Source organism: Helicobacter pullorum, from assembly GCF_900638355.1.
Classification (GTDB): domain Bacteria; phylum Campylobacterota; class Campylobacteria; order Campylobacterales; family Helicobacteraceae; genus Helicobacter_D; species Helicobacter_D pullorum.
In genome coordinates this window covers 156,080-180,649 of sequence record NZ_LR134509.1, presented here as the reverse complement: position 1 = coordinate 180,649, position 24,570 = coordinate 156,080, and the positions used below count along the sequence as shown (strand labels likewise).

The window sequence follows — 24,570 nt, the reverse complement described above, 5'->3', positions numbered from 1 at the left end:
ATTGCCTTAAGTAATTTTTGCATAAAATAAGAATCAATATTATATTAAGGAATAAATTATGAAAGCAATATTTTTTACAATTTTATTATTAGCAAACCTTTTAAATGCCACCCAAATCACAAATAAAACAACCAAATCCACATTATCTAATCATCAAACACACTTAGAAACTTCAAAAATTATCTACCCTAGCCAACCAAGATGCGTCAAAATGAAACTAGGTGCAGTTGTATGCTTCCCAAATAAAGGATTATAGGAGCGCGAAATGCTTATCCACAATGCCGATAAAATCCTCTTTAGAAAAATCTACTTCGCAGCCAACAATCACAAAGAATCTACCCTAGCCCAAGAGGAAATACAAAGCCTCAAGCCAAACCAAGAATCCCCACAAGATTCCACCAAAATTTCTATCAAAAATAAACTTACCAATGATTCTAGCTATCAGCTTGTAATGTTTGAAGATGGCATCAGTGGCGACAAAGTCCAAGCACTACTTTCCAAAGAAAATATCCAAAGATTACAAGAAAAGTTTGACAAAAGCGATTTTTATACCCGCGATGATGGCATTTTACGTCTGAGTGGCAAAGCAGAATCCTATGTCAGTGGCTGGTATGGCGAAATTGCTTACAATATGGGAGCTTTCAATGCAGATTTAAATAAAGATGGAAAATTCTCTCCACAAGAAAATGCCCTCATCAAAGATGATTACACCTTTTTAGCAGCAGAAAAAAACACTATTTATGGAGATTCAATCAATATTTATGGAGTGGAGAACTACATTGCTAAGCCACCTACCAACCAACAAACCAAAACCCTTGATGATTTGCTTGATGGGCTAATTAGTGCAGATATGGATTTAAATGGCAAAGTAACCCTCAAAGAACACCTAGAAAACACAGAAGGTAGCCTTTATACAGCTATCAAAGAAATTTTAAATTCTCAAGTCAATCCCCTAGAAAACCTTAATCCAACACAAGAAATCAAAACTCCCAAACAAAGAGTTTTAGAAGAAATTTCCAAACAAGAGGCAATGGCGCTTTTAGCCAAAATCAAACAAAATGGCAATCTTGAATCTCTCTCCCCAAAAGAAAAAGAAGCACTGCAAAAATATTTTTCTAACGAAATGCAAAGAATCAAGCAAGAAAAAAATGATTTAGAAACTACCAATAAACATCTCAATGAGGCGATTCAAAATTTTAGCGAACAAATCCTCTCCAAAGAGAGCTTAATTTTTGAAACCAAAGCCTAATGTGCTTATGACTTTAGTTTATTCAAAAACTATTCTTCTCATTTTCTCTAGGAAAAAACTCTGAAATCCAATCGCAATATTTTGGATTGTATTCAGATGAGTTTGCAACGCTAAAGCGACCATCTTTACTAGCAACCTCAAACAAACGATACAGATTCTGTTGATTTAAAGTTGCTTTTAGCGTTTTTTGCACACTATTGCCCTCATAAAGATTAAATCTAATAAGAGATTCTCCATTTGGGAAATTACCACGAATGATAATCCTAGCCCCCAAAGCCATTTCATCAATACTTTTTAATCGTGTTTTATTAGCATAATTAAGATTGACAATATCGCTATATTCTAATAGAAGTTTTTGATAAGTATTCAAAGATTTTTCATACTGCTCAACAACACTTCGGAGATTCTTAGGAAGTTGCTCAATAGAATTATCTTGCAAAATCTTATGCACTTTGCCTTGTGAAATTAGCAAATAAGTATAAATTTCATCCATTCTTTTTCGTAAATGCTTAATTTTTATCTGCAATTGTTTTTCTAGCATCATATATTCCACTCTATCCTTTTTGGCAAATGCGATTCTAGCAGGGTTACACTCAAAAATATTATGCTCCCCTGCTACATTATCTATCACCAAACATTTACGAAAATAAATTTCATTATAAGAATGTAAATTTTTGATATAAACATAATCTGCGATAATCTTGCCTCCAAGAGAACTATTAATATATGCCACCTTAGCTTCTACTGCTCCTCTCTCCAAAACATCAATCACTGCTTTTTGGGCTTGAATATTTCCTCTATGGGAGCCAATATAAGCAACATCTGCTTGAATCTTAGAATCAGAATGCGTAAGACCATCGATATTAAGCACCTTTATAGAATTATCTACTTCTCTCTTCTTAGCATCCAATTCATCATCAACAATAAAAGAATAAGGGCGTATTTCTTTGAGGAATCCATCTTTTCTTGCGTGAAATTTAATATTTGAAATCCCCTCTAATGCCACAATGCTAGAATCCACTTGAATATCATGAATACTCACGGGTGCAATAGGCAAAATATTGCCTTTTAAATCCCTCCCAATATGCCCTTTGGTTGGTTTAATATAATCAAACAGCAAATCCCCTTTACGCACGACCTTGATAGATACTTTGGGGATAAATCCTTCACTTTTTTGATGATTAAAATTTATATCTTGCATTGTATGATAAATCTTTAATTCTTCGCTTTTGCCCTCTTGATTTGCAACACCAGACCCAATATCCAAAAAAACGCGGTAAATCGGATTGTTTTCTTTGATATTGCGGACAAATAAATCAATTTGGGAAGATAATTTATTGTATTCTCTAATCCCAATAAAATACCCTTCTAAAATCATAGTTTTATAAAGCTCTTGATAAATATCAAACTTCATTCCCTCATAATAAGCAATTCCCCCTCTACATTCCAAACTTGCCCTCAAAAGCGTATCTTGCTGCTCAATGAGTTGAAAACTAAAAGGGATTTTTTCTTTATCTTTTTTCCTGCAAATCTCTATTTTATAAACCTGCTTAATATCAATATTAGCAATATAGTTGGAATTTTTATTAAAAACATTGTTGTTATGAACATATTTAAATTGATTTTCATTATGCTTGCTATAAAATGTCTCATAAGCCAATAAATAAAAATCTATCTCTTCGCCATAAACTTCTTTTTGCTCTTCCAAAAGCTGCGAGATATTAGAGACATTTTCAAAAACTTCATATCCTCTTGAAACAAATACCATACATACTCCATATTAATGAAAATATTTTTTCGCTAAGGCATCAAAATGTTTTTCATCATCAAGTTTTATATCTTTAAACACCAAAGGTTGTTTGCATGTTTTGCATCGCAAAAGAGTTTGATTAATTTGCATACTTTTGTGAAGTGTATCGCAGACTTCAAATTCCTTTAAAGGACAAAGACAAATATAAATATGTTGCTGCTCTTGCTGAACATTATAAGTTTGTGCAAGAATCTGCGTTTGTTGCTCAAGGGTATAAGGTATTTCATTAACATCAATCAAGCGACTGCGATATGCTTCGATTTTCTTATCTTCTTGCAAAATATGCTTCAAAAGCCAATTTTTCAAAAAACTATAAACTTCTATGCTATCTTTTTGACTATCCCCCAAATTAGCCCTAATCTTATGGACAGTGGCAATCATTTTTTGATGAGATTCTTTGTGTTTTTTCAACAAAGGATAATTAATGCGTTGCATATAACTTTCTTCATCTCTAAAATGCTCTTTAGAATACTCTAAAATTTTGTTAATTAGAAGTAATAGAGATTCTTTATTTTTTACACCATTTTTAGTGAGGTTATAAGCATCAGCAACATATTGAAAAAGCTGTTTGTGCTGATTGTCCAAATATGCGTTCTTTACGCTAAATTCATTGCTCCATTCTAGCATAACGCCCCTCCCCACAGCATAATATATAAAATATATTTCAGGTTAAAGAATTTTTATAATTGTAATATTTTATTTTTTAATTTTATTTTAAATAATTTAGTTTTCTAAATCGCTATAAAATCTCTTATAAAATTCTATAAATTTTCCTTGCAGTATCGCCTCTCTAGCCTCTCTTACCAAATCAAGATAATACGCAAGATTATGAATGCTTGCCAATCTAAAATAACTCATCTCCCCTGCCCTAAATAAATGATGCAAATAGGCTCTTGAGAAATTTTGACAAGTGTAGCAATGGCATTTGCAATCTAAGGGATTTGTATCCAGCCTAAATCTTGATGATTTAATGGAGAGTTTTCCAAAATGAGTAAAAATCGTCCCATTTCTTGCATTTCTTGTTGGCATTACACAATCAAACATATCCACTCCCCTAGCAATTGCTTCTACAATATCTTGTGGTGTGCCAACCCCCATTAAATAACGCGGTTTATCTCTAGGCAAAAGCGGGGTGGTGAAGTCTAATGTCTCATACATTTGCTTATTTGGCTCCCCCACTGCTAAACCACCTATAGCATACCCATCAAAATCCCCCATAGAAGTCAAATCTCTAGCACTTGCCTCCCTAAATTCCCTATCTGTCCCACCTTGATTAATAGCAAAAATATTATTAGTTAGCTTTACTCCAGATTCTTTGGCTTGAATCTTTTTAAAATTATGATAAGAAATTGCCTCTTTTGCCCATTGTGTCGTGCGGTTAATGGATTGCTTAATTCTCTCTTTGCTTGCTGGTAAGCCCACCAAATCATCTAAAATCATCATAATATCGCTATTTAAATGATATTGAATATCCAAAACCTTTTTGGGCGTAAAAAAGTGCTTGCTTCCATCAATATGGCTTTTAAACAAGATTCCATCTTCAGAAACTTTTACATTATCACTCAAACTAAAAGCTTGGAATCCGCCACTATCTGTCAAAAAATTTCTAGGAAATTTACTAAAATTATGCAATCCCCCTAATTCCCCTATAATCTCCGCACCCGGTCGCAAATATAAATGATAGGTATTTGCCAAAATAATTGGAGCATCTAAAGCGAGTAAATCCGCAAAATCCAACGCCTTCACACAAGCTTGTGTCCCAACAGGCATAAAAATTGGAGTTTGCACCTCTCCGTGTGCTAATTTCAAGATTCCAGCTCTAGCATTTCCATCATTTTTTTGTAAATTAAATTCCATTTTCAACCTTTTTTTGTTACATTTCTAAAATTTTTTATTTAGGGCTTATAGATGCGAAAAGTGCTTTTAATTTTAGATGGAATTGTAGCAAAAGAATTTGCAAGCACCATTACAAATAAATATTTTAATAAAAATTATTATATTTTTGTATCCTTAGATAAGAATCTTTTGCCCACCAACCAAACAGAATACTATGAAACTTATCAATTTGACCCTTGTTCTTCACGCAAGCTAAAAGAGATTCTAAGCCCACAAATCACTGATTGTTATATTATTACAGACCAAAAAGAAGATAGAGAAATTATTTATAACATTATCCGCTCTTATAGCAAAAATATTCAAATCACTATGCTTGGGGAATTTTCGCCACTTACAGAAGACAAACAGCTAAATATGATATGCGAATACAATGTATTGAGTGCAAAACTTTTTGAAAAATTCCCCAATGTCCCACGCACCGCCAAATATATTGGATTAGGGCAAGGGGAGATTATGCAAATTAGCGTTCCTTTTGGAAGCCCTTATGCTTATCGGAGCGTAGGAGCTATCAAACAAAAAAAATGGAAAATCGCTGCTATTTATCGAAACAATGAAATGATTTTACCCAAATACTCCACCACTATTTTTCCAAATGATTCTTTGCTTTTGGTTGGGGACCCAACAACCCTTTGGGACATTTACCATCGTATAAAAGAAGAAATCGGGCAATTTCCAACACCTTTTGGAAGAGATGTTGTTTTGTATTTTAATCTTACGCAATCTGCTTCTTTGGATTCTTACATTACGCAAACTCTATGGCTTTTTGACAATTTCAAAAACAAACGATTGCATCTATGCTTTTTTAACCCCTCATCTTTTGAAGATATTGAAAAAATCAAAAACCTTCCACAATTAGATAAAAAAAATATTTCATGGCATATTGAATTTTATGAAACCTCACTAAAAAACATCATCAATAAAGATAAAAATAGCAAAAATATCGGATTAATTTTACTAGATAATTTTCTTTTTGACCATCACAAAGGCTTTCTTTTTGACTTAGGAATCCCTTTGCTTAAATTTGGCAATTCATCACTACAAAACCTTACTCATAGTGTAGTTATCCTACCTAAAAACCTAGAAGAAGCCGAAAAAATCTCTTCGGTTGTTTTTGATTTTTCAACACAACTTGGATTAAAAATTAGACTTTATGATTTTGACCCTGATTCACACTATCACGAACAAGCCATTGATTATTACCGCCATATTGAAAAAGTCTTTGAAAAAAAGGTAGAATTAATCCAATCTGATACAATCAATCCTATTATTTGGCTAAATCGCCAAGAACACACTCTACAAATCCTACCGCTCAAAAAAGAAGTTTTGCAAAAATCCCTTTGGTTTTCTCTCACAGAAGTAGAAAACCTAAGTATGCGTCTTTCTAATATACCTCAACTTTTCATTCCTCTTTCTGTTTAAGTAGCTGATACTTCAGCTCTGCCTCATGCCAATCTTGCAAAGTATCTATATCTTGCACTTCTTGTGAGGGTAGCAAAAAACTCTTAGAATCTTCAAAAATATTTTCCCTTTCTTCCCAAATCTTAGCCCTAGCAAAATAAAATTGTCCAGCATCATGATAAACTTTCTCTAAATCTTGAGAACGCTTCATAAAATGCTCTGCAAAAAGCATTTTATTTCTTCCCCCCTCAATCCTAAATGCCCTAAAGGGCGAATAACTATACTCTAGCGCTGATAAAAGATAGCAAGAATCATCTCTTTGCAAAAACGCTTCTTGCAATCGTGCAGCCTTCAAAAGTGGCGCTGTCGCATAAAGACAACAAACCCATTCCTCTTTGAGATTCAACTCTTTAATGCAATGTATTATCACTTCCCTTGTCCCTACAAAATCTCCACTAAGAGATTTTGGACGCTTGAGGGGCAATACACCTAATTCCTTAGCCATTTGCAAAATTTCCTCATCATCACTAGAAACATAAATTTTTGAAAAAATTTTGCTTTTTTTTGCATTTTCTATACTATAAGCAATAATGGGTTTTCCCAAAAAATCCTTTAGATTCTTTCTTGGGATTCTTTTGCTACCTCCACGCGCAGGAATAATACAAATACAATCTACTTGCATGCAAGATTACTTCTTAATACTTCAATGACTTTGTTTTGTTCTTCTTGTGATAATGTCGGATACAAAGGAAGTGTTAGGGTGTTTTTATAATATTTTTCTGCATTTTTGAAATCTCCCTTTTTAAAACCAAACCTCGCATAAAAAGGTTGCAAATGGATTGGAATATAATGCACTTGAGGGGCAATCCCCGCTTCAATAAGCTTTTGATAAAGCTCTCTTTGCTTGATGCCAGACTTTTTATTGAGCAAAATCACATACAAATGAAATGCACTATAATTATAAGTTTCTACAAAAGGTAGAGTAATCTCCAAATCTTTCAGATTCTTAGAATAAATCTTGGCTAACTCATTACGCCTTTGAATATAAGAATCCAACCTCTTAAGCTGAGAGATTCCCAAAGCTGCATGCAATTCACTCAAGCGATAATTATAACCCAAAATCTGCTGTTCATAATACCATGGGCTTGGCTTTTTTTTGTTTTCAAAATCTATGACTTCTTTTGTGATTCCATGGCTTTTTAGCATTTGCATTTTCTTTACATATTTGGGATTGTTTGTTGTTGCTACTCCCCCTTCTGCTGTTGTGATAATTTTCACAGGATGAAAACTAAAAATCGTAATATCGCTAAACTTGCAATTCCCTATGGGGTAAGTGCGGTATTTCCCCCCCAAAGCATGTGAAGCATCTTCAATCACCTTAAACCCATATTTTTTAGAAAGCTCCCAAATCTTCTCCATATCACAACTTTGTCCCCCAAAATGCACTGCAACTAATACTTTTGGCAATTTATGCTTTTTGGTTCTTTTGAGCTTTTCCTCTAATAACTCCACACTTAAATTATAGGTTTTTTTATCAATATCTACAAAATCCACCTTTGCACCACAATAAAGCCCACAATTACTTGAAGCTACAAAACTAATAGGCGTCGTCCAAAGCCACTCCCCCTCCCTTAATCCAAGTGCCAATACCGCACAATGCAAAGCAGAAGTAGCACTATTAAAACTTACAGCATATTTAGCATCAACTTTTGTGGCTATTTTTTCTTCCAATTCTATGGCTTTTGGTCCTTGAGTAATCAATGGGGATTGTAATACTTCTACTACGCTATCAATATCTTCTTTTAAAATTTCTTGTTTGCCATAAGGTATCATTCAATTTCCTTTGTAAGCTCTAAAAATTCTTCTTTGCTTAGCCACTCTGTATTAGAACCAGAATTATATTCAAAACCTCTTTGAACTAACTTCCCGCTTTCTCCTAGGGCATTTACACTAAAATCTGTAATAAAATTAAACTGAATGGTTGGTGCAATTACGAAATAATCTGCAAACTCATAAGTAATATGGCTATCATCACTAGGGCACATTGTTTCATGAATCTTCTCTCCGGGGCGGATTCCTATAATTTTATGTGGAAGATTTGGAGCAAGTGCATTTGCTACATCTATGATTTTCATCGAAGGGATTTTGGGGATAAAAGTCTCACCCCCTTTCATTCTTTCAAAATTCTTCAAAACAAAATCCACCCCTTGCTGCAAAGTTATCATAAAGCGTGTCATTTCTATATCTGTAATAGGAATCTCTCTAGCTCCCTCTTTAATCAATTTTTTAAAAAATGGCACAACCGAACCTCTTGAACCAATCACATTTCCATAACGCACCACCGAAAAACGCGTTTTTCTACTCCCTGCCATATTATTTGCCGCTACAAATAATTTATCGCTTGCCAATTTTGTTGCCCCATAGAGGTTGATAGGATTTGCTGCTTTATCTGTGGAGAGTGCAATAACCTTTTCTACTCCATTTGCCAAAGCCGCTGCAATCACATTTTGCGCTCCATAAATATTAGTCTTAATACATTCAGTTGGGTTATATTCTGCTGCTGGCACCTGTTTTAGTGCTGCTGCATGGATAATATAATCAATCCCATTAGTTGCCTCTTTGAGTCTTGATTCATCTCTAACATCTCCCAAAAAATACCGCATACATGGCTGATTATAAACCTGTGCCATTTCATATTGTTTGAGTTCATCACGCGAAAAAATAACAATCTTTTGTGGTTTATATCGCTCCAACAAAGTTTTGGTGTATTGTTTGCCAAAACTGCCTGTCCCACCTGTAATTAGAATATTTTTACCATTAAACATAATTTTCTCCACTAAAAATTACTTAAATTGTGCCATAAATATCTTTAATTAAGTAAAGAAATTTAAATTTTATCAAGCTTTATTTTGCATTGAGTTTAAATCATAAATATAATTTTATAAATGATTATTTAAGTAAAAAACATATATAATTACCTATTTTTCTAAAAAGTTTCTTAAGGGCAAAAGTTATGGATATTAAATTAGTTCGCGAACACATTAATGACAAACCTCAAAAAATTGCAATCAAAAAATTAGAGGAAATGCTAGAAAGCAAAAAGGGAGATATTTTCTATTGTGACAAAGAAAATTCCCACAAAGATATGATGGCATTGATAGAATATTTCGAAAAAAAAGGCAAACATGTTTATTTTAGAGAAGTTCGCTATGGCTTAGATGAGGGCGACTATATGTATGAATTTCATATTTTATAAATTCGCCACAAAGATTCCATTTTGAGCAAAAAACTCTTTATTGAAACTCTAGGTTGTGCGATGAATGAACGCGATAGCGAGCATATCATTGCTGAATTAGAGGATAAGGAAAATTACACCTTAACACAAAATCCTAAAGAAGCCGATTTGATACTCATTAATACCTGCAGTGTGCGAGAAAAGCCAGAAAAAAAGCTTTTTTCCGAGATAGGGCAATATGCAAAAATCAAAAAAGAAAATGCAAAAATTGGGATTTGTGGTTGCACAGCCAGCCATTTAGGGGAAAATATCCTAAAACGTTCCAAAGCGGTTGATTTTGTGCTTGGTGCAAGAAATGTCTCCAAAATCTCACAGATTCTCCATCAAGGACGAGTTGCGTGGGTAGATATTGATTATGATGATAGCACTTATGTTTTTAGCAACAAACAAAATTCTAGCTTAAAAGGCATGATTAATATCTCCATTGGTTGCGATAAACAATGCACCTATTGCATTGTCCCACATACTAGAGGCAATGAAATCTCAATCCCCGCACATTTAATCTTAGATGAAGCAAAAAAACTTGCAGATAAAGGCACGAAAGAAATTCTACTCTTAGGGCAAAATGTCAATAACTATGGTAGAAGATTCTCTAACCCTCATCGCAAAATCAATTTTACCCAGCTTTTACGCGAGATTTCAGAGATTAGTGGGATACAAAGAATCCGCTTTACTTCCCCACACCCTTTGCATATGGATGATGAATTTATTGAAGAGGTTGCCAAAAATCCCAAAATTTGCAAGGCTATCCATATGCCTTTGCAAAGCGGCTCTACCAAAATCCTACAAAAAATGAAACGAGGTTATTCCAAAGAATGGTTTTTAAATCGCGTTGAAAAAATGCGTTCTTTGATTCCGCATTTAAGTATTAGCACGGATATTATCGTAGGATTCCCAACAGAAAGCGAAGAAGATTTTTTGGAAACTTTAGATGTTTTAGAAAAAGTTCGCTTTGATACAATGTATAGCTTCATCTATTCTACTCGCCCACACACACAAGCTGCCACTTGGCTAGAAAATAACGAAATTTCTCTTGTTGATGAAGAAATTGCAAAAAATCGTTTAGCCATTTTAAAAGACAGGCACAAAGAGATTCTTACACAAGATAATGCCAAACAAATAGGCAAAATCCATTCCGTGCTTTTTGAAAGCTATGATGCACAAAATATGCTATTAGAGGGCAGAAGCGATACGAATAAACTAATAAGAGTAAAAGCAGGTAGAAATCTTATCGGGGAAATCCACTCCATTAGAATTTCAGAAACAAAGGGAGCGCAACTCATTGGCGAACTTCTTTAAAAATCGTATGAAAATTTTAACCCGCAAGATTCTCCTTGCTCTTGCCCCACCTTTGATATTTCTTCTTATTAAAACACTTTATTTTTCTTGCAAAATCAAATATGAAATCCCAAAAAAAACTTCCGACTTAATCACTTCTAATCAAAATTTCATTATTGCTTTTTGGCACGGAAAGCTTTTAATGCAGCCTTGCCTCTTTTCAAAATTACTCAAAAAAAAACAAAGAAAAACCTATGTGCTAATTAGCCAACATTTTGATGGAGATATTATTAGCCAAACTATGCGATACTTTAAAATCGATTCATTGCGTGGTTCTAGCTCCAAAGGAAATGTCAAAGTCTTGCTCTCTAGCATTAGAAAATTACAAGAAAATAATTTTGTAGCCATTACTCCAGATGGACCAAGAGGACCTTATCATAGTATTGCTGATGGAATTATTGTGCTTTCCCAAAAATCAAAAAAACCAATTGTAATCTCTCAAATTATCTATCATAATGCTTGGCAGCTCAAAAGTTGGGATAAATTTGAAATCCCAAAGCCATTTAGCAAAATCACATATGTCCTCAAAGAACCTCTTTGGGTAAAAGATTTGGATTTAGAAAATGCAAAAAAATACATCCACAATCAAATGGAATCTTGAATGAAAAAATGGCTATTTTTCGTTGTTTGCAGTCTTATTCTAATTTGGGCATATTTTCAATTCTCCCCCTCTTATAGCTTAAGTAGAAAAGCCAAAGAAGAATTTGCCAAAGGCAATTATCAAGAATCTTATCACCTAGCCAATCTAGCTTTAGAAAAAAACCTTTACAACAAAGCCGCTTTTAGTGTTGCTAATCAATCCAAACAAAGATTAAACATTCAAAATTTTCTCAACAAAACCAAAGAAAACTACAATATTCTTATCCAAATTCTCCAAAAGCCCAAACTCTCCCCGCAAGAGTTTTTGCAGATTCAATGGATTTATGAAGCTTTTATTAGGGAATACCAAACCCTTTTTTTCTTTAATCACCCCACCAAACAAGAAAAAGAAGAAATTGAATCTTATGCACAATGGTTTAAACAACTCAAGCTAAAAATAGATTCAGCAAAAGCAATCAAACACTAAGAAAGCCTAAATTTTAAGCAGAATCACCATAAAATTTTGCTAGAATCTAAAACTATACTTTTAGCTAAAGAAAAATTACTTTATTTCCAAGGTTTAATTGAATGAAAATATTTTTTGCATTATTGCTTTTTTGCTCTTTTGCTTTTGCACAATTTGATTCTATTTCCTATGATACAAAGAGCGAGGAAGTTTTAAAAACTTTTGATGTAGAGCCAGATTTCTTAAACAACTCGCATTTTATTGATGTTAAAAATACCTTTTTAAACGATATACAACAAAATTATTTAATGCAAAAATTCAAAAATGGCTATGAATTTATCCCCACCCTAAAAGAAATGTTTCTCAAAGCCGGCATTCCTCAAGAGTTTTTATATCTTGCTATGATTGAATCAGGATTCTCACTTTCTGCAAAATCCAATAAACGCGCAATAGGAATGTGGCAATTTATGCCAAAAACCGCTAAAGCTTTGGGGCTAGACATTAATTCACAAATCGATGAACGCAAAGACCCTATTAAATCCACAAAAGCCGCTATAATCTATCTTAAAGACTTAAAAGAAAGATTTGGCAAATGGTATTTAGCAGCCATTGCTTATAATTGCGGGGAAGGCAAATTAAAAAAGGCAATCAAAGAAGCAGGGAGCGATTCTTTGAGTGTGCTTTTGGACGCAGATAAAAAATACATTCCTTTTGAAAGCCGAATGTATATCCGCAAGATTCTTTCTGTTTCTTTATTGTTTCATAATATCAATATGCTAAAAACCAATGATTATGATTACTTTTTAAATAGAGGTGCAACTTCACTTTTGGCAACTATTGAAGTAACCCCTGCAACTCCTCTTGCAAAGATTGCCAATCAAGCCAATTTAAGCCTAAAAAAACTCAAAGAATACAATCCTCAATTTAAACGCAATATCACTCCCACTTATGCAAAAATCTATTCAGTTTATTTGCCCTATCAATTTTTAGCAACTTACAAAGAAAAAAACCTCAATCAAGCCAATCTTCACGCCAAATCCTACCTACTACACCGCGTTAGCAAAGGCGACACCCTCTATTCTATTTCCAAAAGGTATGGTATTTCATCTAAGAAGATTACACAATACAATGCTATTAAAAACGCTCATGCTCTCTCTATTAACCAAGAAATAGTTATCCCCTTAGAAAAAGGCTAAAACAATGAAAAAATATTTTATTTTTGCAGCAAGTTTTTTACTTTTAATCCTTAGCGGTTGTAGCAACAAAGCAAGCAATTCTTACTACTATGACAGCAAAACACCTAATTATGGCTCTATGAATAATAGCCAACAAGCACATAAAGCCACTATGCGCCCCTATCAAATCAATGGCAAATGGTATTATCCAACCATGGTAGCATTAGGCGAAACATCAGATGGGATTGCAAGTTGGTATGGACCAAATTTCCATGGCAAAAAAACTTCCAATGGCGAAACTTATAGTATGTATGCCCACACTGCTGCACACAAAACTCTACCTATGAATACAATCGTGCGTGTAACAAGCAAAGAAAATGGAAAATCAACCATTGTAAGAATCAACGACAGAGGACCTTTTGTAAGCGGTAGAATCATAGATTTATCTAATAGTGCTGCAAGGGATATTGATATGATTGCCAAAGGCACAGCAAATGTCCGCATAGAAGTAATTGGATTTAATGGTTCAATCTCAAGTTCTATGCCTCTGACCAAAGAAGCTTTGGCAAAAAGTGAATACAAAGTAGCCAACACGCAAACTAGTATGCAACTTTCAAGATTCTTAGTCCAAATTGGTGCTTTTAGGAAGAAAGAAGGGGCACAAAAATACCAACAAATGCATTCTACTTCCCATGGTTATCAAGCCATTATTAAAGAATATATGCTAAATGGATACCCTATTTATCGCGTTATGCTTAGCGGATTTAAAAGTGAAGCAGAAGCAAGAGATTTCATCACAACACAAAAAGTTACAGGCGCATTTATTGCCACGGAGTAAAATATGGAAACAATCACTAGAAATACAAAAGAAACACAAATTCAAGCAAGCCTAGAAGTCTATGGCAAAGGCATAGCAAAAATCCAAACAGGAATTGGATTTTTTAACCATATGTTAGAATCTCTTTGCAAACACGCTTATTGGGATTTAACGCTAGAATGCAAAGGGGATTTGGAAGTGGATTATCACCATAGTGTAGAAGATTGCGGTATCGTCATTGGCGAACTTCTCAAAAAAAATCTTTTCCCTATCCAAAAAATTGAAAGATTTGGCAATAGTGCAGTGGTAATGGACGAATCTTGCATAGAGTGTGATTTGGATATTAGCAATCGTCCTTTTTTGGTTTTTGAAGTAGATTTAAAAGGCAAAGTGGGAGAATTTGATTGCGAGCTTGTAGAAGAGTTTTTTAGAGCACTTGTTTTTAATGCAGGATTATCCACTCACCTTACCCAAAAAAGAGGCAAGAATCAACATCATCTTATTGAAGCAACCTTCAAAGCCTTTGGTGTAGCTTTACGCAGGGCTTGCGTCAAAAATGATACAATAGAGATTCCAAGCACAAAAGGCATTTTATGATACAACTCATCATACTTGATGTTGATGGCACCCTCACTAATGGACAAATCATTTATGGAAATGATGGCAATGAAATCAAAAGCTTCAATGTCAAAGACGGATTAGGAATAGCAGCATGGATCAAACTAGGCAAAAAAGTCGCCATTATCACAGGCAGACAAAGCAAGATTGTAGAAAATAGAGCTAGAGAACTCAATATTACTTATATCAAACAAGGCATTAGCAACAAAGCAGAAGCACTCAAAGAAATTTTAGAAGAATCCCAAATCCCCCTTAATGAAGTGGCTGTTATCGGCGATGATTTAAATGATCTATCAATGTTTAAAATGGTGCATTATTCTTTTGCACCCAAAGATTCAGCAAAAGAAATCAAAAAACATGCCAAAAAAGTTCTCAAAAACAAAGGTGGCGAAGGCGCTGTAAGAGAGATGATTGACTATCTTATCAAAAAAGAAAAATTACAGGCAAAACTCTATGAGATTTTCCTCTAACTCCAAAAAATCCTTTGCCTCTAATCTCAAAAAGGGAAATATCGTTGTTTATTTTTTTCTTTTTTTAATGATCTTTAGCATTTTAATGGTTCTTTCTCTAAGCCATTATCAAGAATCCAAAAGACAAATGAATGCTAATGTTTCTCGTTTTGAAATGTTAGATTTTGAATATTACAAAATCTCCCCTCTTGGTGTTGAAACCTTTGTAATTGGCAAAAATGCAAGAGAAATAGGAAAGGATGCAGGACAATTAGAACACATTAATGTTACTCATTATTTATTTGATGAATCCACCAAAGAATTTTTGCAATCTAGCCTTGCATTTTATGATGGAACAAAAGTCATTTTTCCAAATGGCATCAATTATTCACGCGATTCTATTAAATTTTGGAGTGAGCAAGCCAACTATTACCCTGATAGCAAAGAGATTCTAGGTCAAGGAGATTTTATGATTTTTAGTGATAATTACAACATAAAAGGCAAAAATATTCTCTATAAAAATGGTAAAATTTACGCAAAAAATATTGATGGAAATCTAAAAACGGATAAAAAATGAAATATTTATTGTTGATATTGTTTTTTGTTTTGCACCCATTATTTGCTGATGAAATTGTAGTCAATGCTCAAGAGCTTATTGCCGATGAAAAAAGCAAAATCACGCAATTAAAAGGCAATGTCCAAGTAATACGCGGGGATGATAAATTAGAGTGCGATGAAGCCTACATTTACCTTGATAACAACAATCGTCCAGAAAAAATGCACGCCATAGGAAAGGTCCATTTTTGGCTCACATTAAAAGACAATAGAAAGATTCAAGGAAATTCTGATGAAGTGATTTATCTACCCAATACGCAAGAATATCAAATCATCGGCAATGCCTTTGTAGAAGAACCCGCAAAAAACAACAAAGTAAAGGGCGACAAAATCATTATACGCTATGAAGATGGCTATATTAATGTATTAGGGAATGATAATTCTCCAGCGCGCCTTATTTTTAAATTAGAAAAAGAAAAGCAATGATTGATTTTACACTCTCTAAAGCCTCTTTTTTTGTCTCGGCACAAAACCTCTCTCAATGCCCTCCTCCACTATTAAGCGAAATTGCATTTCTTGGACGCAGCAATGTGGGCAAAAGCACCTTTATCAATCTACTATGCAACCAAAAAAACCTTGCCAAAAGCTCACAAACACCGGGCAAAACTCAATTAATTAATTTTTTTATAACTCACTGGAAACAAAAATCTACTCAAGAAACTTCACAGATTTATTTAGTTGATTTGCCCGGATTTGGCTATGCAAAAGTTTCCAAAACACAAAAAAAATTATGGGATAAGAATCTCGTAGAATTCCTCCAAAAACGCGACAATATACGATTGTTTGTGCATTTAGTAGATAGTCGCCACCCTCATTTGCAAACCGATAAAAATCTCATAGATTTTATTCATCAATTTCTAAGAAAAGACCAAAGAATCCTAAGAATCTTTACCAAATTTGATAAACTCAATGCCAGTGAGCAAACCAAACTCAAAAAAGAATTCCCAAAAGCACTCTTTTCTAGCTCTCTTCAAAAATCTAATCACAGCTTAATAGGGGATTTTCTCATTAAAAATACACTTGGGATAGGAGATATGCAATGATTATTACCCAACCTACACTCAAAGATATTCCAAAAATGCGTGAGATTCTAAAACCAGAAGTAGAAAGAGGCGTTATTTTAGAGAGACCTTTAGATACAATGGCAAATATGATTCGCTCTTACCATTTGGCATGGGAAGAAGAAGATTTGCTTAATTCGCAAAACAAACTCACCTTAGAAAACAAAAGCATACAAGATTTAAAAAACCCTGTTTTACTTGGTTTTTGCGCTCTCCATATCCATTCTTTAGATTTAGCAGAGATACGCAGCCTCATTGTCTCACCCTTTGCACAAAGAAAAGGAGTAGCCACACAACTTATTTTGGATTGTATAAAAGAAGCAGGTTTTTTAGGCATTAGTGAAGTTTTGGTTTTGACCTACAAAAGAATATTATTTGAAAAACTAGGCTTTCATGAAATTAGCAAAGAAAATATTCCTAATCAAAAAATTTGGGCGGATTGTATCTTATGCAAACATTTTCCTCTATGCGACGAAATAGCACTGATAAAAAAAATTTAACAATTTTTTTTATTGTTATTGGCATTGTTGTTTATGTCTCCATTAGCGATATTTTCTATCTTTTACCTCCGCTTTTTGGGGTTGCTTATGTATTAACACAAGAAAAATACGAATCTGGAGATTTTGGAGCGTTTTATTTCTTAGTTCCCTTTTTTATCTTTTTTGAAGCAAGCAAAGGTTTGCCTTTTTTAAGTACTATTCTTTTTATGGCATTTTCTTTCAAAGTTATCTTGCCAAAATTCCGAAAATTCTTTGGTTATAGTCGGATTTTGACTCCTTTGTTTATTTTATATGGTTATTTTGGCTATTTTGCTTTTTTAAATTTTTTTGGAGCAATCTTTGATTATAATGTCCCTGAATTTTCATGGATACTAGGCTTTTATGCCTTGATTGAAATTATTCTTGTTTGGCTATTTTTATGGATAATATAATCAATAAGCGTCTTATTTTTATTTTTTGTATTTTTGTGCTTTTTTGGCTTATTTTACTAGTGCGTATTTTTAATCTTAGCATCATTGATAATAAACACTACCAAGAACAAGCCACAAAAAATGTTTTAAGAGATGAAGTGATTGCACCCATTAGAGGACAGATTTTTGACCGCAATGGAGAACCATTAGCAACCAACAATATAGGATTCTCCCTCACTTTTCCTCCGCGACTTTCTTTGCCTGCTAATTTGCCAATTTTGGAGCAAGAAACACAAAAACTCATAGAATTTTTTCCTCAATACACCAAAGAAGAACTGATTACAAAATACAAACAAAAAGATACCTCTTATAACCACGATTTAATTTCTGTTATTGACTTTGTAGAACACAGCCTTATCCTCAAATACTATCCCCAACTATCCCAAAGTGAATTTTTAAGAATCACACCTCTAGCAAGACGCTACTATCCTCACAATCAAAGTGCCTCACACATTATAGGCTATATAGGCAAAGCTAATTCACAAGACATCGACAAACAACCCATCACAAAATACACCAAAAACATTGGCAAAGAAGGACTAGAGAGACAATATGATATATTTTTGCAAGGACAACTTGGAAATCGTATCGTAAAAATGGATGCTCTCAATAGAGAAATAGATATCATATCCCACAAAGAAGCCATTGAAGGCTCCAACATAACCACCACATTAGATATCCAACTTCAAAAATCAATGGATAAAATCTTTGAAGGCAAAAATGGTGCCGCAATCATTATGGACGCCACTAATGGAGAAATTTTAGCCGCTGGAAGTTACCCAGAATACAATCTCAATCACTTTGTAGGCGGAATCTCTTATAAAAACTGGAATGCCTTGCGTGATAGCCCCTATAAACCACTTATCAATAAAATCACCAATGGGTTATATCCGCCGGGTTCTGTTGTTAAAATGGGAATGGGACTAGCTTTTTTGGAATATGCCAAAATTGACGAAAATGAAGAGATTATGACACCCGCATTTATCGAATCTGGTGGAAGAAAATTCCGCGATTGGAAAAAAGAAGGGCATGGCAAATCAAATCTCTACAAAGCCATTAAACGCAGTGTAGATGTATATTTTTATCTCTTATCACAAAAAGTTGATTTTGAAAATGTAGCTGATGTCCTTAAGCAAATAGGATTAGGCGAAAAAACCGGGGTGGATTTACCCAACGAATCCAAAGGCATCGTCCCTTCACCTAGTTACAAAATGCAGCGTTTAAAGCAAAAATGGTATGATGGGGATAGCATTATAAGCTCCATAGGACAGGGAATGTTTTTAACAACCCCTTTGCAAATTGCAAATTACACCGCACTCATTGCTTCAGGCAAACTTCCTACACCGCATTTTGCAAAACAAATTGGAAATGACAAACTCAAATACTCCCCAAAAGATGTTCTAAATGACTTCCAAAAAACAAAAATGGAAGTTTTAAGAGAAGGTATGAGGCAGGTTTGTAGTCAAAGTGGTGGGACAGCCTATTATGCCACAATGGAAAGCAAAGCATATTTGGCTTGCAAAACAGGAACTGCACAAGTAGTTGGAATCTCTCAAGAAGACAAAGAGCGAATCAAAGAAGAAGAAATGGATTATTTTCATCGCTCACAAGCGTGGATTACAGGATTTTTACCTGCAGATAATCCAAAATATGTTATTACTCTTTTGGTTGAACATGGAGGGAGTGGCTCTGGCACCGGAGGTCCCATTTTGGCAAAACTTGCCAACGCCATGGTTGATTTAGGCTATGTTCCAAACAAAAATACAATACAAAAAAAGGAAAAGCGATGAATCCAAATCTTCCGCCTTTATTAAAAGATAAAAAAATTGCCCTTGGAGTTTGTGGAAGTATTGCTATTTACAAATCCATAGAAATTTTGCGTAACCTTCAAAAGCTAGGTGCTAAAGTGCGTATTGTAATGAGTGATAAGTCTCAAGATTTTATCCGCCCGCTTTTATTTGAAACACTCTCTAATTATGAAGTTTTATGCTCCCAAACACAAAAATGGTCTCAATCTCCAAACAATCACATTGAAATTGCAAGTTGGGCAGATTTATTCCTTATTGCCCCATGCACTGCAAATTCTATCAACAAAATTGCCTATGGAATTGCGGATAATATTCTTTTGGAAAGCTTTTTGGCTTTTGACAAAACAAAACTCATTGCCCCAGCTGCCAACACAAAAATGCTAGAAAACCACGCCACTTTAGAATCTTTAGAAATCCTCAAACAAAGGGGAATTAGCATTATAGACCCCCAAAGCAAAGAATTAGCTTGCAAGCAAATAGGCAATGGTGCATTAGCAGAACCTTTGGAAATCACTTATCAAGTGATACGCGCATTTTATCAAAAAGATTTTTGGCAAGATAGGCAAATAGGCATTAGCAGTGGAGGAAGTAGAGAAAAAATCGATAGCGTGCGTTATCTCTCCAACTATTCTAGCGGCAAAATGGGGGCTTCTTTAGCCTTAGCAAGTTATTTTTTGGGGGCTAATGTTACTTACATAGGCAGCCTTTTGCCTTATACACTTCCCCTTGCAATCCAAACAATCCATACAGAAACTTCACAAGATTTTCTACAATCTATACAAAAATGGCAAAATTCTAGCACCTCCAACAAACGCCCTTTTTTGTTTATGAGTGCTGCTATTAGCGATTATATCCCCAAAAATCCCCTTAATTACAAACTCAAAAAAGAACAAATCGGCAAAGATTGGAATCTTTCTTTGGAAAAAAATATTGATATTTTACAAAGCCTCTCCCCCAAACAATACACCATAGGTTTCAAACTCGAAAGCCAAAATGGAATCCAAAATGCCACAAAAGCCTTACAAGAAAAACACTTAGATGCAATTTGCTTAAATGAAATCACACAAGACTTTACCCCCCTTAATTCACAAAAAAATCACATTGTTTGGATTGACAAAACAGGCAAAAAAGATTTGGGGGAATGCGATAAGTTTTCTTTGGCACTAAAAATCTTACAAGAGGCAGAAAACCTATGATTAAACAAATGGGACAAATCGCTCAAGTGCAAAACCAGCTCCAAAATGCTGCAAGCAAACCCACGCAATTTAATGCCGCCTTACCTATGCGTTTAGAAGTAATGGAAAAGCTCCAAGGTATCCGCTATATGATAAAGGTTGGCAACATTGCAATGGAAACCAAAAGTATCAAAGAATTAGAAATCGGAGGTAAATACTGGGCGATGATGGGCAAAAGCTCTAGCGGTTCTATCACGCTTTCAAATCTCATCAAACAACCTCATCTACTCAAAGATCAAAATATGCCATTGAAATTAAGCTCTGAAGTTTTACAAGAATTTTTGCAAGATGGGACAAATCCCTTTGATACAATGAAAAACTTTCTTAGCGATAGATTAGCTAATGCAGAAAGCAAATGGGAATTTACCTTTTTAAGCCATATGCTAATGTCCTTAAGGCACAAAGTTTTAACACTTCCCCTACATTATGATGACGAAAAAAAAGATGGTTTAATGCAACTACGCAAAAAAAAATTCGAAAACCAAAATGCACTTGAATTTTATTCTGTATTTGCCAACCTAGGTGCTACTTGGGGAATCTTAAGAAATATTGAGGGCGAAATTAGACTTGATATTAGTGTAATGTATGAAAGTGTTGCAAGACTTCTCAAAAACAATCTACACGAACTTGCCTTTATCTCCCAAGCCCATATTAATGTAGATAGCAAAATCGCTCCACTTTATGATTTCAATGATTTTTTGCTAGATTTAGAGGGTTAAATGCTAAAACATCTTGCAATTATTATGGACGGCAATGGAAGATGGGCAAAGAATAGATTTAAACCGAGATTCTTTGGACATCAAGAAGGTGCAAAAACAATCCATTCTATCACAGAAACTTGCGCAAAAAAAGGCATTAGCTATCTAACTCTTTATGCCTTTTCCACAGAAAACTGGAATCGCCCCAAAAGCGAGATTGATTTTTTGATGAATCTTTTAGACAAATACCTCCAAGAACAAGAGCAAACCTATTTAGATTCAAATATTCGCTTCAAAGTCATCGGCGATATTTCTACATTTTCGCCAAAATTACAAGAAAAAATCCACTATCTACAATCCATTACCCAAGAAAAATGCAATGGACTTACTCAAATTCTTGCATTAAATTATGGCTCCAAAGATGAACTAAGACGCGCTTTTTTAAAAATACAAGCCCAAAAACTAGAAATCACTCAAGAAACTATCTCCCAAAATCTCGATACCGCTACAATCCCAGAAGTAGATATGCTAATTCGCACAGGAGGGGAACAAAGACTTTCTAACTTCTTACTTTGGCAAAGTGCCTATGCAGAATTATTTTTCACCAAAACCTTATGGCCAGACTTTTGCCCCGCAGAATTAGAACAAATGCTACAAGAATTCTCACTGCGTCAAAGGCGTTTTGGGGGAATCTAAATCTTCTAAGCTCTAAATGATTTCAATTCCTTTAGCTTTGCAAAATCATTAAGCCATTAAATTACTTACCAAAATGTATGATTCAAAAGTGGAATAATATTTGCTTTACATAAAACAAATATTTCTTAATAAAGGATTACAAATGCTAAGATCTTTATGGTCAGGTGTAAGCGGTATGCAAGCCCATCAAGTCGCTCTTGATGTTGAATCAAACAATATTGCAAATGTTAATACCAATGGTTTTAAATATTCTCGTGCAGATTTTTCTACAATGGTTAGCCAAACCAAACGCTCAGCTACGATTCCTTATGCAGGATATGGAGGAGTGAATGATTATTCTGTTGGACTTGGAACAGGGATTGAAACGACTACAAAAGTATTCTCACAAGGTTCTTTGCAAAACACCGATAGAAAAGCCGATTTAGCCCTAGAGGGCAATGGTATGTTTGTTGTAAGCAACAATGGTGGTTTTACTAATATGTATACAAGAGATGGTGCATTTAGTTTTGATGCAGTAGGAAATCTTGTAACAACAAGTGGTTATATTGTGCAAGGTTGGGTAAGAGACTTATCTCAACTTAATTGTAATTGCGGAAGTGGAAATATCAACCGCGTAGATTCCACAGGACCTGTTGGAAATATCACAATCGATCCTCGCCTTACTATCCCAGCAAAAGCCACTTCAAGCGTAACAGGAAATATCAACCTCACAAGCGGAACCAAAACAGAAAACACAACTTGTCCAAGTCCGCTTGATACTGCAGCGGATAATAACTATATCGCTGGAGGATTAGATAGAATCTATGATACTACCGACAAACAAATCGAAGTTGCTCAAGATATGGGAGTAATGTTTAATGATGCGGGCGAAGCCTTGCAACTCCAAGAAGGACAAGGGATTTGGGTAAGCTACCAAACTGCTACCACAGAACCATTACACATTGATACAAACTTCAATGGAACTTCAAGCATTACGATTAATGGAGTAACTATCACATGGACAAATGATCCAGATACTTCAGGTTCTTCCAACCTCTTAGCTGCTCAAGTAGCGATTAACAATTTCAAAGACACCACAGGGGTAGAAGCTCTCACAAGAGGGGATACACTTATTTTGCAAAACACCAACCAACTCGATGGAGATGGAAGCAATAAAAATATCCGCGTTACAGGTAGAACTGGTGCTGTATTAGGATTTGAAACACAAACACCAGGACAGCTTGATTCTGCCGTTACAGTTACTACAGCTTTTAAATACACTTACACACTCCAAACCGATGCTGATTCTACTTCTGGACAATTTAGAACAACAGAAGATTTGCGTGCGTTATTGCAACAAGATGCTAATAAAGTCAAAGAGTTTGGTGGAGATTCTGCTGCAGCTGCGGCGGGAATGACAGGCAATAATCCAACATTCCTCCAAAGTAACTACACTGTAAGTGTTAAACTAAATAGCACAGGATCATTTGAAATCAATAACAAAGATGATGGAGTAAATGTAGCAAATGGCGTGGCTGGTGCAGCCTTTGATAATCTCAATATCTTTGTTTCAGCATACAATGATGATTTAACCACCACCAATGTGCTTTTCAAAAACCAAATGAAAGCAATGAATACAGGTGTTTTAGTAGAAGGTGGAAATGTAACAAGCACAGCGGGCTTACGAATGGCAAAATATGCACAAACACTTGATATTTATGATAGTTTGGGGAATAAGCACGAATTTTCTATTGAATTTACCAAAGTTGCTAGCAATCAATGGGATTGGCGTATCATCGTGCCAGAGCCAGCAGAAATTATCGGTGCAAGCGCACAAAGACCTAATATCTTAGAGGGCGGAAACGTAACCTTTGGAGATAGAGGAGAGGTTTTAGGATTTAACCCTTCTACCATTCAATTTAAACCTAATAATGGAGCAGCATTCCCACAAAGCATTGATTTAGACTTTGGGACAAACGGAGGATATGACGGACTAACAAGCACCGCAAAAGAATCTCAAGCTAATAAAGTTAAGGGTGATGGTTATGCCTCTGGCATGCTACAAGATTTCTATTTTGATGCCACAGGGACAATGATAGGGAAGTTTGACAATGGGCAAAATCTTGCTTTAGCTCAAGTAGCAGTAGCAACCTTTGCCAACTATGAAGGTTTGCAAGAATCTGGAAGCAATCTCTACTCCGAATCTCCAAACTCTGGTAATGCAACTATCGGAACTGCAGGGACAGGGGGAAGAGCAAATATTCAAGCTTCTAAACTAGAGATGAGTAACACCGACTTAAGCCGCGGTTTAACACAACTCATCGTAGTGCAAAGAGGTTTCCAAGCAAGCTCCAAATCCATTACGACTTCTGACCAGATTCTAAACACTCTTCTTGGATTGAAACAATAATTTAATCC

27 protein-coding genes are annotated in these 24,570 nt (G+C 34.8%); 21 read left to right on the top strand and 6 right to left on the bottom strand.

The features are described from left to right. Positions 1–58: 58 nt before the first annotated feature. Both EL247_RS00890 and EL247_RS00885 read left to right on the top strand, forming a co-directional pair. On the top strand, positions 59–256 hold the full coding sequence (locus EL247_RS00890; RefSeq protein WP_104745461.1) for a hypothetical protein: 198 nt from the start codon (positions 59–61) through the stop codon (positions 254–256). 9 nt (positions 257–265) lie between these two features. Further along, on the top strand, positions 266–1,249 hold the full coding sequence (locus tag EL247_RS00885; protein WP_104745460.1) for a hypothetical protein: 984 nt from the start codon (positions 266–268) through the stop codon (positions 1,247–1,249). A 22-nt stretch (positions 1,250–1,271) separates the two neighbouring features. Here EL247_RS00885 and EL247_RS00880 read toward each other — a convergent pair whose 3' ends face one another. The 3 genes from EL247_RS00880 to tgt form a co-directional block, all read right to left on the bottom strand. Continuing rightward, positions 1,272–3,017, bottom strand: a complete 1,746-nt coding sequence (locus EL247_RS00880) for a flagellar assembly protein A (RefSeq protein ID WP_104745459.1) — start codon at positions 3,015–3,017, stop codon at positions 1,272–1,274. Between the two features lie 12 nt (positions 3,018–3,029). Further along, positions 3,030–3,686 carry a bacteriohemerythrin gene (locus tag EL247_RS00875; protein WP_104745458.1) on the bottom strand — a complete coding sequence of 219 codons (657 nt, stop codon included), beginning with the start codon at positions 3,684–3,686 and terminating at the stop codon, positions 3,030–3,032. A gap of 96 nt (positions 3,687–3,782) precedes the next feature. Beyond that, positions 3,783–4,916: a tRNA guanosine(34) transglycosylase Tgt gene (gene tgt, locus EL247_RS00870; protein WP_054198098.1), complete on the bottom strand. Its 1,134-nt coding sequence runs from the start codon at positions 4,914–4,916 to the stop codon at positions 3,783–3,785. A 51-nt stretch (positions 4,917–4,967) separates the two neighbouring features. Here tgt and EL247_RS00865 point away from each other — a divergent pair, with 51 nt between their 5' ends. Then, positions 4,968–6,374, top strand: a complete 1,407-nt coding sequence (locus EL247_RS00865) for a COG3400 family protein (protein WP_104745457.1) — start codon at positions 4,968–4,970, stop codon at positions 6,372–6,374. Here the strand turns inward: EL247_RS00865 and pseF are convergent. The 3 genes from pseF to pseB are packed head-to-tail and all read right to left on the bottom strand — an operon-like array spanning position 6,355 to position 9,178. Next, on the bottom strand, positions 6,355–7,035 hold the full coding sequence (gene pseF, locus EL247_RS00860) for a pseudaminic acid cytidylyltransferase (RefSeq protein WP_104745456.1): 681 nt from the start codon (positions 7,033–7,035) through the stop codon (positions 6,355–6,357). The genes EL247_RS00865 and pseF overlap by 20 nt on opposite strands. Then, positions 7,026–8,186 carry a UDP-4-amino-4,6-dideoxy-N-acetyl-beta-L-altrosamine transaminase gene (gene pseC, locus EL247_RS00855; RefSeq protein ID WP_104745455.1) on the bottom strand — a complete coding sequence of 387 codons (1,161 nt, stop codon included), beginning with the start codon at positions 8,184–8,186 and terminating at the stop codon, positions 7,026–7,028. Before pseC ends, pseF begins: the two co-directional genes overlap by 10 nt. Beyond that, positions 8,183–9,178, bottom strand: coding sequence for a UDP-N-acetylglucosamine 4,6-dehydratase (inverting) (pseB, locus tag EL247_RS00850; RefSeq protein ID WP_104719514.1), 996 nt, complete (start codon positions 9,176–9,178; stop codon positions 8,183–8,185). The genes pseC and pseB overlap by 4 nt, the downstream gene beginning before the upstream one ends. A 188-nt stretch (positions 9,179–9,366) precedes the next feature. Between pseB and EL247_RS00845 the strand changes: the two genes are divergently transcribed. From EL247_RS00845 to flgE, 18 genes are all read left to right on the top strand, one after another. Further along, positions 9,367–9,609, top strand: a complete 243-nt coding sequence (locus tag EL247_RS00845; RefSeq protein WP_005021944.1) for an HP0268 family nuclease — start codon at positions 9,367–9,369, stop codon at positions 9,607–9,609. A gap of 21 nt (positions 9,610–9,630) precedes the next feature. Further along, positions 9,631–10,947 (top strand): tRNA (N6-isopentenyl adenosine(37)-C2)-methylthiotransferase MiaB, encoded by a 1,317-nt coding sequence (gene miaB, locus EL247_RS00840; protein ID WP_172594040.1) that lies wholly within the window; start codon positions 9,631–9,633, stop codon positions 10,945–10,947. After that, positions 10,931–11,587: a lysophospholipid acyltransferase family protein gene (locus EL247_RS00835; protein ID WP_230846888.1), complete on the top strand. Its 657-nt coding sequence runs from the start codon at positions 10,931–10,933 to the stop codon at positions 11,585–11,587. Before miaB ends, EL247_RS00835 begins: the two co-directional genes overlap by 17 nt. Beyond that, complete coding sequence (locus tag EL247_RS00830; RefSeq protein WP_054198091.1) at positions 11,588–12,052, top strand: hypothetical protein; 465 nt, start codon at positions 11,588–11,590, stop codon at positions 12,050–12,052. Positions 12,053–12,153: 101 nt separating this feature from the next. After that, positions 12,154–13,227, top strand: coding sequence for a lytic transglycosylase domain-containing protein (locus tag EL247_RS00825; RefSeq protein ID WP_005021940.1), 1,074 nt, complete (start codon positions 12,154–12,156; stop codon positions 13,225–13,227). 4 nt (positions 13,228–13,231) lie between these two features. Further along, positions 13,232–14,044, top strand: a complete 813-nt coding sequence (locus EL247_RS00820) for a septal ring lytic transglycosylase RlpA family protein (protein ID WP_104745453.1) — start codon at positions 13,232–13,234, stop codon at positions 14,042–14,044. 3 nt (positions 14,045–14,047) lie between these two features. Then, positions 14,048–14,620, top strand: a complete 573-nt coding sequence (hisB, locus tag EL247_RS00815) for an imidazoleglycerol-phosphate dehydratase HisB (protein WP_060662989.1) — start codon at positions 14,048–14,050, stop codon at positions 14,618–14,620. Continuing rightward, the gene (locus EL247_RS00810; RefSeq protein ID WP_005021937.1) at positions 14,617–15,111 is read left to right on the top strand and encodes a KdsC family phosphatase; all 495 of its coding nucleotides are present in this window, start codon (positions 14,617–14,619) and stop codon (positions 15,109–15,111) included. The genes hisB and EL247_RS00810 overlap by 4 nt, the downstream gene beginning before the upstream one ends. Then, positions 15,095–15,667, top strand: a complete 573-nt coding sequence (locus EL247_RS00805) for a hypothetical protein (protein ID WP_005021936.1) — start codon at positions 15,095–15,097, stop codon at positions 15,665–15,667. Before EL247_RS00810 ends, EL247_RS00805 begins: the two co-directional genes overlap by 17 nt. Further along, the gene (gene lptA, locus EL247_RS00800) at positions 15,664–16,131 is read left to right on the top strand and encodes a lipopolysaccharide transport periplasmic protein LptA (protein ID WP_054195347.1); all 468 of its coding nucleotides are present in this window, start codon (positions 15,664–15,666) and stop codon (positions 16,129–16,131) included. The genes EL247_RS00805 and lptA overlap by 4 nt, the downstream gene beginning before the upstream one ends. After that, the gene (yihA, locus tag EL247_RS00795; RefSeq protein WP_172594039.1) at positions 16,128–16,748 is read left to right on the top strand and encodes a ribosome biogenesis GTP-binding protein YihA/YsxC; all 621 of its coding nucleotides are present in this window, start codon (positions 16,128–16,130) and stop codon (positions 16,746–16,748) included. Before lptA ends, yihA begins: the two co-directional genes overlap by 4 nt. Beyond that, the gene (locus tag EL247_RS00790; RefSeq protein ID WP_060661458.1) at positions 16,745–17,266 is read left to right on the top strand and encodes an N-acetyltransferase; all 522 of its coding nucleotides are present in this window, start codon (positions 16,745–16,747) and stop codon (positions 17,264–17,266) included. The genes yihA and EL247_RS00790 overlap by 4 nt, the downstream gene beginning before the upstream one ends. After that, positions 17,215–17,697: a hypothetical protein gene (locus tag EL247_RS00785; RefSeq protein WP_040499874.1), complete on the top strand. Its 483-nt coding sequence runs from the start codon at positions 17,215–17,217 to the stop codon at positions 17,695–17,697. Before EL247_RS00790 ends, EL247_RS00785 begins: the two co-directional genes overlap by 52 nt. After that, the gene (gene mrdA / locus EL247_RS00780; protein ID WP_172594038.1) at positions 17,685–19,526 is read left to right on the top strand and encodes a penicillin-binding protein 2; all 1,842 of its coding nucleotides are present in this window, start codon (positions 17,685–17,687) and stop codon (positions 19,524–19,526) included. Before EL247_RS00785 ends, mrdA begins: the two co-directional genes overlap by 13 nt. Continuing rightward, positions 19,523–20,740 carry a bifunctional phosphopantothenoylcysteine decarboxylase/phosphopantothenate--cysteine ligase CoaBC gene (gene coaBC / locus EL247_RS00775; protein WP_060661457.1) on the top strand — a complete coding sequence of 406 codons (1,218 nt, stop codon included), beginning with the start codon at positions 19,523–19,525 and terminating at the stop codon, positions 20,738–20,740. Before mrdA ends, coaBC begins: the two co-directional genes overlap by 4 nt. Further along, positions 20,737–21,498 (top strand): hypothetical protein, encoded by a 762-nt coding sequence (locus EL247_RS00770; RefSeq protein ID WP_005021928.1) that lies wholly within the window; start codon positions 20,737–20,739, stop codon positions 21,496–21,498. Before coaBC ends, EL247_RS00770 begins: the two co-directional genes overlap by 4 nt. Continuing rightward, the gene (locus EL247_RS00765; RefSeq protein ID WP_054195342.1) at positions 21,499–22,173 is read left to right on the top strand and encodes a di-trans,poly-cis-decaprenylcistransferase; all 675 of its coding nucleotides are present in this window, start codon (positions 21,499–21,501) and stop codon (positions 22,171–22,173) included. It abuts the gene before it with no gap. Positions 22,174–22,315: 142 nt separating this feature from the next. After that, the gene (gene flgE / locus EL247_RS00760; RefSeq protein ID WP_126441915.1) at positions 22,316–24,562 is read left to right on the top strand and encodes a flagellar hook protein FlgE; all 2,247 of its coding nucleotides are present in this window, start codon (positions 22,316–22,318) and stop codon (positions 24,560–24,562) included. Positions 24,563–24,570: the final 8 nt, after the last annotated feature.

Excerpts from the sequence above, each read along its gene's own strand:
- EL247_RS00830 (WP_054198091.1), top strand. The coding sequence starts at position 11,588 with ATGAAAAAATGGCTATTTTTCGTTGTTTGCAGTCTTATTCTAATTTGG.
- EL247_RS00810 (WP_005021937.1), top strand. The coding sequence starts at position 14,617 with ATGATACAACTCATCATACTTGATGTTGATGGCACCCTCACTAATGGA.
- pseC (WP_104745455.1), bottom strand. The coding sequence starts at position 8,186 with ATGATACCTTATGGCAAACAAGAAATTTTAAAAGAAGATATTGATAGC.
- EL247_RS00885 (WP_104745460.1), top strand. The coding sequence starts at position 266 with ATGCTTATCCACAATGCCGATAAAATCCTCTTTAGAAAAATCTACTTC.
- EL247_RS00770 (WP_005021928.1), top strand. The coding sequence starts at position 20,737 with ATGATTAAACAAATGGGACAAATCGCTCAAGTGCAAAACCAGCTCCAA.
- EL247_RS00865 (WP_104745457.1), top strand. The coding sequence starts at position 4,968 with ATGCGAAAAGTGCTTTTAATTTTAGATGGAATTGTAGCAAAAGAATTT.
- yihA (WP_172594039.1), top strand. The coding sequence starts at position 16,128 with ATGATTGATTTTACACTCTCTAAAGCCTCTTTTTTTGTCTCGGCACAA.
- mrdA (WP_172594038.1), top strand. The coding sequence starts at position 17,685 with ATGGATAATATAATCAATAAGCGTCTTATTTTTATTTTTTGTATTTTT.
- EL247_RS00820 (WP_104745453.1), top strand. The coding sequence starts at position 13,232 with ATGAAAAAATATTTTATTTTTGCAGCAAGTTTTTTACTTTTAATCCTT.
- EL247_RS00825 (WP_005021940.1), top strand. The coding sequence starts at position 12,154 with ATGAAAATATTTTTTGCATTATTGCTTTTTTGCTCTTTTGCTTTTGCA.
- coaBC (WP_060661457.1), top strand. The coding sequence starts at position 19,523 with ATGAATCCAAATCTTCCGCCTTTATTAAAAGATAAAAAAATTGCCCTT.
- EL247_RS00880 (WP_104745459.1), bottom strand. The coding sequence starts at position 3,017 with ATGGTATTTGTTTCAAGAGGATATGAAGTTTTTGAAAATGTCTCTAAT.
- lptA (WP_054195347.1), top strand. The coding sequence starts at position 15,664 with ATGAAATATTTATTGTTGATATTGTTTTTTGTTTTGCACCCATTATTT.
- EL247_RS00845 (WP_005021944.1), top strand. The coding sequence starts at position 9,367 with ATGGATATTAAATTAGTTCGCGAACACATTAATGACAAACCTCAAAAA.
- EL247_RS00765 (WP_054195342.1), top strand. The coding sequence starts at position 21,499 with ATGCTAAAACATCTTGCAATTATTATGGACGGCAATGGAAGATGGGCA.
- EL247_RS00785 (WP_040499874.1), top strand. The coding sequence starts at position 17,215 with ATGCAAACATTTTCCTCTATGCGACGAAATAGCACTGATAAAAAAAAT.
- EL247_RS00875 (WP_104745458.1), bottom strand. The coding sequence starts at position 3,686 with ATGCTAGAATGGAGCAATGAATTTAGCGTAAAGAACGCATATTTGGAC.
- EL247_RS00805 (WP_005021936.1), top strand. The coding sequence starts at position 15,095 with ATGAGATTTTCCTCTAACTCCAAAAAATCCTTTGCCTCTAATCTCAAA.
- EL247_RS00790 (WP_060661458.1), top strand. The coding sequence starts at position 16,745 with ATGATTATTACCCAACCTACACTCAAAGATATTCCAAAAATGCGTGAG.
- pseF (WP_104745456.1), bottom strand. The coding sequence starts at position 7,035 with ATGCAAGTAGATTGTATTTGTATTATTCCTGCGCGTGGAGGTAGCAAA.
- tgt (WP_054198098.1), bottom strand. The coding sequence starts at position 4,916 with ATGGAATTTAATTTACAAAAAAATGATGGAAATGCTAGAGCTGGAATC.
- flgE (WP_126441915.1), top strand. The coding sequence starts at position 22,316 with ATGCTAAGATCTTTATGGTCAGGTGTAAGCGGTATGCAAGCCCATCAA.
- pseB (WP_104719514.1), bottom strand. The coding sequence starts at position 9,178 with ATGTTTAATGGTAAAAATATTCTAATTACAGGTGGGACAGGCAGTTTT.
- hisB (WP_060662989.1), top strand. The coding sequence starts at position 14,048 with ATGGAAACAATCACTAGAAATACAAAAGAAACACAAATTCAAGCAAGC.
- EL247_RS00890 (WP_104745461.1), top strand. The coding sequence starts at position 59 with ATGAAAGCAATATTTTTTACAATTTTATTATTAGCAAACCTTTTAAAT.